The sequence below is a fragment of the Agitococcus lubricus genome (assembly GCF_003051055.1).
GTDB classification, from domain to species: Bacteria; Pseudomonadota; Gammaproteobacteria; order Pseudomonadales; family Moraxellaceae; genus Agitococcus; species Agitococcus lubricus.
The window spans coordinates 448261-463248 of record NZ_QAON01000001.1 but is presented as its reverse complement, the minus strand read 5'-3'; the positions used below and the strand labels follow the sequence as shown (position 1 = coordinate 463248).

General features: G+C 44.8%; 4 protein-coding genes. 1 reads left to right on the top strand and 3 read right to left on the bottom strand.

The window, feature by feature from the left end; genetic code table 11:
• Nucleotides 1-111 precede the first annotated feature (111 nt).
• From C8N29_RS02000 to C8N29_RS01990, 3 genes are all read right to left on the bottom strand, one after another.
• Nucleotides 112-537 (bottom strand): hypothetical protein, encoded by a 426-nt coding sequence (locus tag C8N29_RS02000; RefSeq protein WP_107864343.1) that lies wholly within the window; start codon nucleotides 535-537, stop codon nucleotides 112-114.
• Nucleotides 538-599: 62 nt separating this feature from the next.
• Nucleotides 600-1064: a hypothetical protein gene (locus tag C8N29_RS01995; protein ID WP_107864342.1), complete on the bottom strand. Its 465-nt coding sequence runs from the start codon at nucleotides 1062-1064 to the stop codon at nucleotides 600-602.
• 713 nt (nucleotides 1065-1777) lie between these two features.
• On the bottom strand, nucleotides 1778-13204 hold the full coding sequence (locus C8N29_RS01990; RefSeq protein ID WP_107864341.1) for an Ig-like domain-containing protein: 11427 nt from the start codon (nucleotides 13202-13204) through the stop codon (nucleotides 1778-1780).
• A 462-nt stretch (nucleotides 13205-13666) separates the two neighbouring features.
• Here C8N29_RS01990 and C8N29_RS01985 point away from each other — a divergent pair, with 462 nt between their 5' ends.
• Nucleotides 13667-14974, top strand: a complete 1308-nt coding sequence (locus tag C8N29_RS01985) for a TolC family protein (RefSeq protein WP_146164407.1) — start codon at nucleotides 13667-13669, stop codon at nucleotides 14972-14974.
• Nucleotides 14975-14988: the final 14 nt, after the last annotated feature.

Below are 14988 nucleotides of genomic sequence, written 5' to 3'. Positions count from 1 at the left end.
GTTGAGAGATACGTTAAACCCCATCAGTCGTTAATATAGGTATAGGGCTGACTTATAGACATAAAGAGGCTGCATTATTATGCCTTCATTATTGATGACGTACTTGAGCATCTATAAAGCGGCGATTGAGATAACAATGTCCGTACCATAATCCCCTGCCAAATAACCTGCCGTTGCTAAGTCGGCTCCCGTAGGTGCGTTAAACTCAAAACGAAATGCCACCGCATTCGGCACACTGCCATCACATATTGTACCAAATGGCGTGGTATTGACGGGCACATTGACCGTAGAAGCATCTAACACACTCCCCATAACAGGTAAGGGTGTAAACACTACGGGATAGGCAGCCACTGCCCCTGCCGCTATTTGTTTGTTAATGCTAATTTGGGCTGGCGCATCTGCGGTATAACACACAGGAATCGAATTAAATACACCTGCGCTTAAGTCTTTGGCCATTAGAACATCAGCTACAAAAGCCTGAGCTTGGCTAGAACCGACCACCGCAAGCACCCATAGCGTACACGTCAGTGTTTTCATGGCAATCGTACTTATCACAATTAAAAACTGCCCTCTGCCCAACGACAGAGAGCATATTGCACTTATAAAGCAGCAATAGACACGGTCACGTCAGTAGAATACGTGCCTGCTAAGGTGCCAGAGGCCGCTAGGTCTTCGCCTGTAGGCGCATTAAAGATAAAGTTAAAAGCGACAGAGCTTGCCACCGTCCCATCACAAATAACGCCAAACGTCGTAGTATTGGCAGGTACATTCACTGTATTAGCATCGACTACTGTACCCATCGCAGCTGTAGGCGTTAATGCAACAGGATAAACATCCGCAGCACCCGCCGTGGTTTGTCGGTCAATGGTAATTTGTGCAGGGGCATTGGCGGTATAACAGACAGGAACAGTATTAGCTTGACCTGCGGTTAAATCTTTAGACGTTAAAATATCCGCCACAAACGGTACAGTGACCGAAAAAGTGGTGGTGTCGGTGGTAGCAGCTTGAGCAGCACCGGCCATCAAAACGGTAGCGGCTAATACAGATTGGATTAAGTTTTTCATGATTCTCTCCATACATGAGACGGGCGTTTAGGTATTTTTATGTGCAAAAATCACACTAAAAAATGAATTCACACATAATATTGGTTAAAAGGCAGCTTTTTACTTTTTACCGTAATGGCTGGAAATATAACAGTCAGCGAAATAAATGCAACGTAAATCACACAAAAACAGGGTAAATCACGACAAAATGTAGCATTATACCGATATAAATATCTATTTATGAGGAGCAACGCTTTTGTAATATTTTTAATGTTAATCCAATGATAAAATCATTATAATTTTTTAATGTAAAAAAAACACACAAATTAAAGATGGCATTTTATTGTGTCATGTAGTTTAGCGGGGGGTATTTTGAGTGATGACGCGTGTATGTTAAGCATCCATCGCGTTTAAGGTAGCGCTCATGCTAAGTCGTGGCAGCGACTTAACATGAACGCTGGGGGTAACACCTGTCAGACCATCATAGGACTGACGCACTTCATCCAAATTAGCGCGTTTTGTGAGTATAAAAGCGTTAAAAACGTATGAAATACGAACAAATAAACGATAACTGCGTAAGTCCTAGATAATTCCTCTGTATTTTTTGCATCTGTTCGCGCTTCGACCTTACTTAGAAAGTCAGGTCATGGTGAGTGAGCGCTGTCAAAGTCTATAATACGTCGACTTTGCTCAGTCACCATAGGACCTGTTTGCGCAATATCCCTCTGTGCTTATCAGATAATCGAGATAATCATATCTTTATCAATCAACAACTGTGCGGCTGCACCTTGACCATTATAAACACTGTATAACTCGCCGTTGCTATCGCGTACCGTTGTGCCACTGTTTGACCATTCACTGCCACGAATAGTCACGGTGTCATTGTTAGCACCTGCCACCACCAGTTGATGTTTGGCTACTAAACTCGACAAGCTCGAACCACTGATATTGCTCCAACCATTGTTGGTATTGGCAATATTGCTATCGGCAATGTCTAACACATCTATTAAGTTTAATTTGAGACCATTAGCAGCCGTATCAGTAGCAAGGTCGATTTTTTCAAAACCGTCTACACGCTCACGTAGGCCTTCTAAGTCTAGGGCTTTATTGCTAATACGCGTAAAGTCTAGGCTCACTCCCCCACTTAAAGCTAATACATCAAAGCCTGCACCGCCATCTAAACGCGAGAGTTGGTCGGTATTGCCGCCACTACCCATGCCTGCATATAAAGCATTGATGGTACTACTACTAAGGATAGCACGGTCATTACCTGCCCCCATCAACACCACATCTGCGCCATTGGTGGTGACGGTATCGTTACCTAAACCTGTGACAATTTGCTGTTTGCCTGCTGAAACAATAGTGTCATTACCTGTTGTGCCTGCTTGGTCTGCTCTGACTTGTGAATAATGGCCGTTAGTGGTTGACCCCATTAAGAACAAGGTATCTCCATTGGCACTACGGATAATCAGGTCACTTAAACCATCACCGTTAATATCGCCCGCAGAGATGGGATTGATATTAGAGAAGCCACTTTGATAGGTGCTAAAATCGCCTTTAATCACAAAGCCTTTTTCGCCTTTACCCATGTTTTCATCAGAAAATTCAAAATTAGCAGGGAGTCCGTTTTGACTACCATAGACCATCACCATAATTTTGGTTTCTGGATTGATATTGCCATTATAAGTTTGATAAAAGACAAAATCGTCTAAACCGTCACCATTAAAGTCACCCACCGCTTCGACATTAGTAGCCATGCCACGCAGTTTGCCAGCCAACTTAAAGCCACCATTGCCTGCGGCAACTTGGTTCAAATCGACACCGTTCATGCCCACACGGCCATACACAATGTACGAATTGGTTTGTTGACCATCAGTAGTGATGGCAAAATCATTCACCCCATCACCATTAATATCACCCAAACCTTTAACTTGGCCTTTACCTTCAGCTTTTTCTGTTTGCGAAGGGTCAATGATTTGGAAGCCGCCTTCACCTTTGGCTAAATTGACACTGTAGATATTGGTGATGTTTTTGTTGCCCAAAATGATGTTAAAACGTGGCATGACACCACCTGAACCCAAGTCCAAAATACCAAAGTCAGCACGACCATCACCGTTGATATCACCCAAGGAAGTGACTTGGATACCTAACTGTTGCGCATTGATATTGCCTGTCACTTCACGTGTACCAGAGTTACCGTTTGCGCCCCCCAATTCAATCTTCGCTTCACCTGTACCATATTGATCGGTTGTGGTGCGATAAATGCTTTTTAGGGTTCTTTCTACAGTAAATGTTGTGGTATAGACAATATCACTTGGTGGAGTAATAAGATTACCTCCCCCACCACCTGCGGTTTGTTTAAAGGAGAAATCAACGATTTTTTCGGTGACTGCCTCGTTTTTAACTAATTTGCCTGTCAGCTCTTCTAACTGATTAAAGAACGCCTCTTCGATGGGGTCTATATCTTGCTCAGCATCATTGTTGGTTTGAGATTTAATGATATCTGGTAATTCGGCGGCCGTTTCGATGAGTGCAGACTCGGGGTCGTCAAAAAAGGCGGCCACAGTTGCACCGACTTCGACCCAATCAGCCGCAAAAGCCAACCAATCTGCTTGCACACGAATTTGACCATTCACGGTAAAACGTGATTTAGTGGTGATAATTTCATCAACCACGGTGGTACGGTTAATTTGCGCGCGGCTATGCGCCACATCATCATATCCGTCACTATTAATGTCACCAATGGCATCAAAAGAATCGACAATACTGTTGTTGTAAACACGGCCATAACTGGAATTATTATCCACAATACCCAAGTCTAAGTTAGTCGCATTGGTGCGGCCATAAATAATATAACCTTTACCTTGACCACCATTTGCGCCTTTGGCATGAATAAGCAAATCTTGCAAACCATCGGCGTTAACATCGCCTGCGGCCGAAATGAGGCCACCTGCGTTGTCGCCACTGCTATGCCCCGAAATTAAGTACCCGCCTTGTCCGTTTGCAACATTGGCTAAGTTAGGTGCCACACCATCGGTACGGCCATAAACTACATAAATTTTGCCATTATCACTACGGCCTAAGCTGTCGCCTTTAGCATAAGACACCGCCCAATCGTCAATACCATCACCGTTGACATCACCTAAAATAGCCACTGTGCCTTGCTCAGAGCCATCCTGTGTTTTAACCTCAAAACTATCTTCGGGCGTCATGCGATGTTTGATATAACCCACATCACTACTCAACGAAAAGCCAATCGGGTCATTCCATGAAGTGCTCCATGTGGCATCGGTATCGAGGGCTTTAATCCCTCTATAAACCTTAATGATGTGATAGCCTTCGGACAAATTATTGCTTTGGATAATTAACTTATTACCCTGAATGATGACTTGTGTTGGGTCATTGATATCCAGTTTACGGTCGTTTAATAAAATTTCGCCTGTGGGGTTAAAGGCAATATCTTGATTAAACGTTAAGGTCAAATCATCGCTACGTCTAATCTGTTCGAAAGCACGTTTCGTGGATTTAGCGGTTAAGTGTAGTGTGTCACGTACCAATATAGATACATTTTGTGAGCTACTGTTATTAAAGGCATCCACCGCATTAATGGTCAGTTGATAACGGTCGCCTTGGGCATTGCTCAAATTAGTCTCATTGTTAAACTTAATTTGACCATTGCTATTGATGTTAAACAAATGCGCGTGTGTACCAGACAAACTGTAATACACACTATTGGCATCTGTCGCAGTAACGGTATGCACCACACGGTCTGTAGGTACTTTGGCACTGCCTGTACCATCACGGTCGAAGGTTGCTGACTGCGTTTGGCTAGTAAAGACTGGCGCGCTAACATCGGTGTTATCAACCACCAAACGTTTATCAAAACTGGCGGTTGAGGCATTACCTGCCACATCAACTACTTTGACCCGAATAGACTGGGCAGCATAACTGCCATTTGCCAAGCTAATGGTTGCCGTTGTACCGCTGCCATATTGCCACGTGGTGCCATTATCTACAGAGTAGCTCCATGTATCACCATCGGCTAATGTGCCTGTAATATTAAAACGTACCCGACCATCGGCGGTTAATAAGTCGGTATTGCTATAACCACTGTCATTCACGAGGGTGATATTGGCAGTGGCAATACTTTGGTCAACGGTATATGCGCTTGCATTGCTTAATGTGGTCACAAAACCATTGGTATCGGTTTGGCGTACTTGAATTTGATTCAGACCATAACTACCTTGAGGTAAATTTAAGGTCTGTATATCGGTGCTAGACACTGTCCCTTCTTGCCATGCACCACCATTCAGGCGGTACTGCCACGCCAAGCCACCGCGTAAACCCGTTACCGAAATACGTCCGACATTGGTAATGTTATCGGTGTTACTCGAACCACTGTCAACCGACAAACTGATTGCGCCCTGTGCGGCTGTTGGGCTAATGGTAATACTGCTGGTTGAACGAGCAATCGTGGTTAAATTATTGGCATCGGTTTGACGTACTTGAATTTGATTAGCCGCATACGTGCCTGCACTCAAGCTAAAAATGAACTCATCGCCCACTTTAGTACCTGTGAGCCATGTACTGCCATCAGTGCTATATTGATAGGCTAAGGCGGTGTTAAAACCTTTGGCAACAATACGACCATCGGCAGAGATGTTATCGCGGGTGCTTAAACCTTGGTCATTAAATAAATCAATGCTCTTGACGGTGGTATCAATTAAAAAGGCATGGTCATGGCTAACGATGGTAGTAAAGCCTGTTGTGCTATCGGTTTGACGTACTTGAATTTGATTAGCGGCATAACTACCCTGCGGAACGGGCAGTATTGCTTCGGAGTAAAGGTTGCCAGTCACCGTTGTCCACGAGCCACCATTATTTAAGCTGTACTCAAAGTCTGCACCTGCACGCAAACCCGACACAAACAAACGGCGGTCTGAGGTCACATAATCGGTGTTACTGTCGCCATTATCACTGACTAAGGTAATTTTGCCTTGACCTACGACATTATCAATTTGATAGGTGGAAGTATTACGTGCAAAACTGGTTAAGCCATTTTCGTCCGTTTGACGAATAATCACCGAACGCGCCGCATAAGTGCCTAAAGCTAAGGTAAAACCAAATTGACCATTGGCTAATTGGCCACCTGTTTGCCAATTATCACCGCCATCAACACTGTATTCATACGGTAGGTTGTTATCTAAACCATTGATAACCACACGGCCATCGGCGGTAATACCGTCAGTTAATTTTAGACCTTGGTCATTGAACAAGCCGATTGCTTTGATGTTTTTGTCAATTTTATAGGTGTTATTGCTGATAATGGTATCGACAAAACCACCCGAATCGGTTTGACGAACCCGAATATCACCTACTTTATACGAGCCTGCTGGCACATCAATAATCAAATTACCAGCGGCTTGTGCTACCCATGTTTGGCCACCGTCTGTTGATAACTCATAAGGCAAACCACTGTTTAAGCCAATCACTTGGAAACGGCCATCCGAAGTAATACGGTCGGTATCACTATCACCATTATCGGTAATTAGTTTGAGTGTTGGCTCGGTATAAGCGGCAGGTGGATTGGCACTTGGCGTGACTTCGACAATGGCAAAACGAGTAAAATCGTCTTGGTCAAAGCTGCTAAGAAATTGATTATCCGTATAGTCTGCTTTGAACAAATGTGTGTCTGAGTACTCACCCAAGTCTGCCGACCATACTCCTCGTATAATCCTAGTGTTATCGGAGCTAATTTGTGACTGAAATAAATTAGACCAAAACGCGTTATTAACAATCGTCGAATGAGCCATTAGACTGTCAATTTCGGCACTGGTTAATAACTTAAAGACGGTGCCATCCGTTTGCTGTGCTGTGCGTGCACTCACAGTGGTATCTTGACCATTATTAAAGAAATTATCTAAATGGTCATGGCCACTATAGTCTGGATAAGAGTCAATGACATAATAATATTTGCCATCGACTTGAATCATACTGTGTAAGTTAACTGTAGTATTATTGACCGTAGCGGTAAATTGGCTGTCACCTACATCGGCATTATCATTAACCAAGTTGACGGTTTGTAAAGCAGTGGCCGATTTTGCCCCTGTTGGGTCATTATCGTTGATTGTCCACGCCAACTTAATTTGGCCAGTTAACAGTTGCTGGTTGGTATTGCGATAGGTAATGGCATGTGTCACCCCTTCGACAATGCTTTGATTAACCACGTTATTAAACACTAAAGTCAATGTGCCATTATGTTGGCTGACTGTACCAACCAGTTGACCATTCCATAATAAACTACCGTCTTCACCAAACACTAACTGACCACGTGCGCCAAACACATCATCACTATTTGCGCCACCTTGACGCGCAATGGTCACACTGACCCCTGCATAGTTGGTAGTAACAGCGTCAGAATCGGACATCGTACCTGCGGCACTGAGTAAACCAATCGGGCGATTACCTTCATTGTAAGTTAAAGCAACATTACCAAAATCGTTGTTATAAACAGGTTTACCGTTAATAATATTGAGATGATGGATTTGGTTAGAAGCAACATAATGCAACTGATTGTTTTGATTAACGTGTACATCGTTAATTGAGCTGGTGGGGTCAACAAACACACCTGACGTACCAAACGCAGTATCTAATGCACCTGTATTTAGTAAATGGCGTAATTCGGTTTTGCCTGTAGAATTGTTAGTGACATGAAGATATAAGGAATTATCTGCCATCACTTGAATACGGTCGTTAGAAACGTTATTTAAGGTAAATACGCCCAAACTGGCAAAAGTCGTGTCTAAACTGCCATTGGTGTTGTAACGGTAAAACTTAATTGCTGAGCCATTCGGTTGGCTAATAATCAGACGACCTAAAGCATCGGTGACAATATTATTATAATCATCGGGGTTAGACGTGGCGGGTACATTAATCCTGCCACTCGTAGCAAAGCTGGTATCAACCGCGCCATTGACAAACTTTTGCACAATAAAATCGTTTTCACTACCGCCTGTGCTGCCTGGATAAAAAAAGCCTTTAGTGACTAAATAAACTGCATTACTACCAACAGGCAAGACCTTTGTATAACGGTCAGAATTATTCGTCCCTGCCGAGTTAATTACCGTTGATGACAATAACGTGCCATTGGCATTATAAATGGTCAATAAACTATCTTGAGTCTGGGTATGACCTTGATTGTTAATTTGTGAGCCAACAAAATAAGCACGGCCTTGGCCATCTAACTCCGAAGCAAATAAACGATACTCAAAACCCGTGGGTGCTGTTTGGTTAAATTGCACGACACCATTAACACCAAAAGACGTATCTGCCGTACCATCGGCATTAAGACGGCCAAAGACGTAGCTAGAACCAAGAATTATTTTACCCGAGGCATCAACTGTAATACTACTTGGACGTGATGAATTAAATGAGTCCATAGCGTTAGCCAACACACTTGTAAGGTGATAAGGCGTAAAACCAGCCGCTAAGCTGCCATCAACATTAGCTTTATAAAGGAAGAGGTTATTGCTGCTGTCTTTACGAATATAAAACATCGTCCCGTCAGCATTGAAGGTTAGGTTGATATAACTGGAATCAAGAGTACTAATGCCTGTTTTGGGTTCGGCTAAGTTAATGGTTGGTGTACTAATGTTGGTACGATTGATATCAATAGTGACCGTTTGTAAGGTGATGTTGCCTGCCACATCCATCGCACTTAAGGTTGCCGTGTAGCTGTTATTACCATTGCTTTGATAACCCACGGCTTGTTTAAACGTTAATTCACCTGTGGTTTCGTTAAAGTTAAACACATCGTTTTCTAACATCGACAGTCTAGCACCCGCTTCAGCCGTTGCCGTATACAGTACGGTACTGGTACTGACTAACTGTTGGCGTTCGCTGTCTGCATCCACCACAGAGGCGGTTGTTGCTGAGCTAAAACTGGGGGCTGTGTTGTCAAAATCCACCGTTAAGGCGTCACTCACAGGCGAGGTATTACCTGCCACATCAAGTTGACGGACTTTGTAACTGTGTAAACCTGCTTGTGCCGTAAAACTGGTACCTACACCATTGAGCCAAATGCCATTACCATCGACTTCATACTGCCAAGATACGCCTGTGCCAACCACCGACAAACTGACATTAATTTGGCCATTGCTAGTTAAGCTATCATCCACTTCAACGCCTGTATCATTGGCTAAGGCAAGGCTAGGTGCGGCTAAATCAGCATTAATATAGGTATAACTACGACTAATAGTTGCCGAGGCATTACCTGCGGTATCGACTTGTCTAAAGTCATAATCATGTGTGCCGACATCCAATAACGATAAGTTCATGGTGCTATTGCTAATTTCAACACCTTGCCACTCACCGCCATCAATACGGTATTGTAAACGAGCACCCACTTCCAGATTACTAATGACCATTTGGCCATTGTTGGTAATACCATCATTGGCAGAGTCACCACTGTCTGCGGCGAGTGTAATATCAAAGGCTGAGCTGGGGGTACTGTTGTCAAAACGCACACCAGCCACCGTGCTGGGTTCACTCCACAAACCGTTAGATTGTTGACGAATGGTATAGGTGTGGGCTAAACCATCGGTGAGCATCTCAAAGCTGCTACCTGTGCCGTCTATCCATACGCCACTATCATCAATTTGATATTGCCAAATGGCATCAGGCAATAACCCCGTGACGTTAACGGTGCTGTTACTACTGATAAAATCGTTATTGCGTGCGCCTGTGTCATCCGCTAAGACCAATATCGGTTGGGCAACGGCTGATTGATACGTAAAGACATACTCACCAATCTCTGAGGCGTTACCTGCTTTGTCGGTTTGGCGAATATAGTAGGTATGTGTGCCAACACTTAACTTGAATTTATTACCGTCTAAGGTGGTTTGATTCCAATAAGGGGAATCGTCAATACGCACTTCCCAAATAGAACCTGCCTCTAAGCCACCCACAGCCACCACAGGATTAGTGGAAATATTATCGCCTAACTCGCCTGTATCCTCGACCAAAGTCATGGTCGGTGTCAGCACCGTGGTATCAATTTTTACCCGCGTTAAGGTAGAAACAAAGTTACCTGCAATGTCAATTTTGCGGGTTTCAATGTTATACGCGCCTTCGGTCAAATTAACATCTTGACTGCCCGATACATCTTGCCACTCACCACGTCCTGCAACAGGGTCAATATAACGATATTGCCAAATATCGGTACTGTCACCGCTTAAACGTAAGACAGCATTCGGGTCATTACTTGCACCGTTTTCTACAATATTGCCTTGACTATCAAGCATTTGTACGGAGATAGTCGAAGGATTGCCAATAAACTCTACATTTAGCACTGCACTGGTAGCGACATTGCCTGCTTTATCCGTTTGACGAACGAGATAACTATGGACACCATCAACTAAGTTAAAGCTGTTACCAACCCCATCTTGCCATAGCCCACCGTCAACTTGATACTGCCAACTCGCCCCTGCCTCTAAACCATTCACCGTCACGGTGGGTTCTCGCGTAATGCCATCACTGTCACTCGCGCCTGTATCGGTAAAGCTCAAGCTCGGGGTTTGTATCTGCGTATCTTTGACAAACTGTAGTTGTTGTGCCGCAGACACATTGCCCGCCTTGTCCGTCTGACGTACCCAAACGGTATTACTGCCCTCTTGTGCCGTTGGCGCAGTGCGACTCCATGTCGTGCCATCAGTGCTGTATTCTACTAACGCACCGTCTTCGATATTCGATACCGTTAACTCCGTTACTTGGCTAATACCATCCGTCGCAGATATCCCCGTGTCTTCCGTTAAAACAACCTGTACCGCATCAACCGTTGTATCCAAGGTCGCTGTTAAACTGCTTTCTACTACATTCCCCGCTTTGTCGGTGTGACGTACCACATAGCGGTGACTACCACTGACCAAGTTAAAACTGCTGCCTGTGCCCGTTATCCAACTACCTGCTCCATCGACCTGATACTGCCAACTCGCTCCCGACTCTAAGCCACTCACACTCACCATCGGGCGACGGGTAATTTGGTCACTGCTACTCAAGCCTGTGTCTTCAACAAGCGCTAATTGCAAAGCACTAATTTGACTGTCATACACATAACTGAGCTTCTTTACCGAGGAGATATTGCCCGCAATGTCCATCTGACGTACATAGACAATATTTAACCCCTCTCTACTGACAGCAGGCGTATCACTCCAGTCTTTATTGTTCGTACTGTATTGCGCCTTAGCTCCCAACTCTAAACCACTCACTAACAAACGGTCATCATTGGTCAATAAGTCCGTTGCCAAGACACCACTGTCATTGAGCAACTTCGCTTCAGGCACTGCCGCTTTGGTGTCAATGATAAAGTCTAGCTTCTGACCCGACGAGGCATTGCCCGCCACATCGACCAATCTCACCCAAACCGTATTCGCTCCCTCTTGCGCGGTCGGTTGTTTGATGCTCCAATCCATACCATCCGCACTGTATTCAATCCGATTCCCTGCTGTCGCTCCTCTGACCAAAACAGCGCCACTGCGACTAATCAGGTCGCCGTCGACCCCCGTGTCATTTCGTAAACTCAGGTTCAACGCCACATCAGGTGCCGTGGTATCTAACGTAAACTGAAACACAACGTGTTGGCTTGTATTCCCCGCTTTGTCTACTTGACGGACTAATACGCGATTCAATCCTTCAACCGCCACAGGTTGTGTGGTGCTCCATGTCGTACCGTTCACACTGTACTGTACCGTCGCATCTGCTTCTACACCCGATACGACTAACTGGCCTTTTGATGTCCGTCTATCGCTCGCTGAGGAGCCTGTATCTTCTAATAAGCTGACGATGGGTGCAGAGACTGTTCTATCTAAGACAAAGCTCATACTTTGACCTGTCGACGCATTGCCCGCACTGTTCACTTGGCGTACATACACCGTGTTGCTGCCTTCAACCAGCGCAGGTTTATTGACTGACCAGTCTGTGCCGTTGCTGCTGTATTCTAGTCGGTTACCTTGGCCAACATTGCTGACGGCGATACTGCCATCACGGGTTAATAGGTCACCCGCAACGCCAGTGTCTCGTACTAAACCTATCACTAAGTCTGCTGGCGGAATCACGGGTGGAGGTGGCGGTGGTGGGGTCACTGCACCCAAGGTAAAATTAATAGAGGCAACGGGCGAGATATTCCCAGCGACATCTGTCTGACGTACATAGACGGTGTTTGCGCCTTCCACTGCAACAGGGGCGCTGTCTTGCCAGTCTTGGCCATTGGCGCTGTATTGCACTTTAGCCCCACTCTCGGTGCCTGTGAGTCTTAAACGGGCGTCGGTGGTGATGCTGTCTGTGTTTGAAATACCATCATCATTGAGTAAGCTGACGCTCAACGCCTGCGGGGCGCTGCTGTCAAAGTAAAAACTGAATTTGTTGGCAGAGGAGGTGTTGCCTGTCACGTCAAGCTGACGCACATAGACAACATTCAAGCCTTCGGTTGCTGTCGGTGCGGTTGTGCCCCATGTCACGCCGTCTTTGCTGTATTGAATCGTGGCGCCAGATTCTGTGCCTGTGACGCTTAAACGGGCATCATTCGTCACGCGGTCGCTCGCTGAACTGCCTGTGTCATGGATTAAGGCAACGATTGGTGGTATCGCTTTACTGTCAAACACAAAGTCATACGTTTGTACTGGCGAGCCATTACCCGCATTATCTACTTGGCGGATATAGACGGTGTTCATGCCTTCGACCACCGTAGGCTGGCTCGTTGTCCATGTCAGGTTGTTGTTGCTATATTCTACGCGGTTGCCAGACCCAACATTGGTCACAACTAAAGCACCTTCTCGGGTCACGAGGTCGCCCGAAACCCCCGTGTCATTACGTAGGTTAATCACTAAACTGGCTGTCGGGGCAATGTTATCAAAGGTGTACTGTATGATGCTGTGTGCCGAGTAGTCGCCTACCGCGTCTATTTGACGTACATAAACTGTGTTCAGCCCTTGCTTTGCATCAGGCGCGGTCGCTGTCCACACTTGTCCATTGGTGCTGTATTGCACCGTCCCGCCCTCTACAAGGCCAGTAAACTTCAGACGTGAATCTTGTGTCAGACGGTCAGTTGCCGAAACACCTGTATCGTTTAATAAACTGACTTGTAAGCTGGGTAATGACTGTGGCATGGCGGGCACCTTGATTCCATAACAGCAAAATTTCTTGGTCAATTCTTCTCAAAATAAAAAAAGAATCAATCCAAACAACGCATTTAATGTGATTATTGCACATAATAAGATGATACATCTACATATGTATAGCTTAGTTTGCCGATGCTAAGAGTTTTTTTTTGATTTGCTTTGTAATCTAAGATAGTCGGCAGATTTTTACCGACGAAAGGTTTATATCTATTTTAGGGTTAAAAACCCTATAAATGTATAATAGCATCACACATTTTATCCTCCTATCTTGTTGTAATAGAGGCTTTTTAATAAGGATGCTTGCTATAATTTCTTCACAATGTCATAAATGTAGTCTGCATTTCCCTTTTTATTCAAATTACATCATAATGTATAAATAGCACATAAATAGGCATTATTGTGAAGCAAACTCACTCTTTCCCCCTTCTAAAAAGCAAATGGCTACTTTGTGTGTCTAGTCTGATTATCAGCTCATTAACATACGCTGATAATCTTAATAACAGCCTACCGCTACTACCTGAACCGCTGATTCAACATGCTTTACAGGTACATCCTGCGATTTTTGCTTCCGAACATGAATTAGAGGCGGCACGTTTAGAGAAAAAAGCGACTCAGCATCAGGTCTACCCTTCATTGAGTGCACAAGCGCAATTTACCCGTGAGGGGCAGACGAGCAAGATTGTACTTGAGCAGCCCCTATGGACAGGTGGCCGCTTAACGGCGTTACAACAAAAGAGTTTTTTTAATCACCGTATTGCGTTTGATAATTTACAAGCTCAGCGTTATGAGCTGACTAGTCGGGTCTTAGAAACATGGGGCTTATTATTAGATGCCTATGAGCGCTCACGGGTGGCTCAACAAACCCTCAGCGAACTTGAAGGTTTTGCAACCATGATGCGTCGTCGTGTTGATTCAGGTATCTCTGCACGTTTTGAATTAGATTTGGTGGAAAGTCGGATTTTACAAAGTCGTGTCACACGTGATAGCAGTGACAAACTCTTAGAGCTGGGACTTAATCGGCTAGCGCAGCTCTTAGCCAAACCGTCATTAGCGAAAACGCAAGTACAGTGGCCTGACGTGGTCGCATTAAGTACACAGGTGAGTCAAGACTATCAAACTCAAACCACGACACCCAGTCGGGAATGGGGTCAGTCACACCCGCTAGTCAAACAAACCCGCGATTTAGCTGCCGCTATGACGGAAGAAGCCAATATTGCCCGCGCGAGTCGTTATCCACAAATCAGTGTCGGTTATGAATATGACTATCAGCATTTCTTACATCAAGACAGTCTGAATCAGCAGGAGGGTCAATTGCGCTTGAGTGTGCAATATACGATGGGTGCAGGCAGGTCTACGGTATTAACTGAGCGTTCCTTACGTGCTAAAGCCTTGAGTTTAGAACAAAAAACCATGGCGACACACCAACAAATCGTCGACCAAATAGACCAACAACTTTATAATTTTTTAAGTGCGCAAGCCCGTGTAGAAACCTTAAAAGCAGCCATGCAAAGTGCGCGACTGGTACAAGAATCGTATCAGCGTCAATTTTTAGTTGGCCGACGCTCATGGTTAGAACTGATGAATGCTACCCGCGAAATAGAACAAAATGCTTATGATTTGGTAGCGACTCGTACAGCACTGATTCTTAACTATTACCAATTACAATTGTTAACGGGACAACTAGAACCCCTGTTAAATAGTGACCTTGGCCGCGTCAATGAGGACTCCGTCATCACGCCCACATCACTGTCCCGTTAAAAAAGGCCATGACC

Excerpts from the sequence above, each read along its gene's own strand:
- C8N29_RS01995 (WP_107864342.1), bottom strand. The coding sequence starts at position 1,064 with ATGAAAAACTTAATCCAATCTGTATTAGCCGCTACCGTTTTGATGGCC.
- C8N29_RS01990 (WP_107864341.1), bottom strand. The coding sequence starts at position 13,204 with ATGCCACAGTCATTACCCAGCTTACAAGTCAGTTTATTAAACGATACA.
- C8N29_RS02000 (WP_107864343.1), bottom strand. The coding sequence starts at position 537 with ATGAAAACACTGACGTGTACGCTATGGGTGCTTGCGGTGGTCGGTTCT.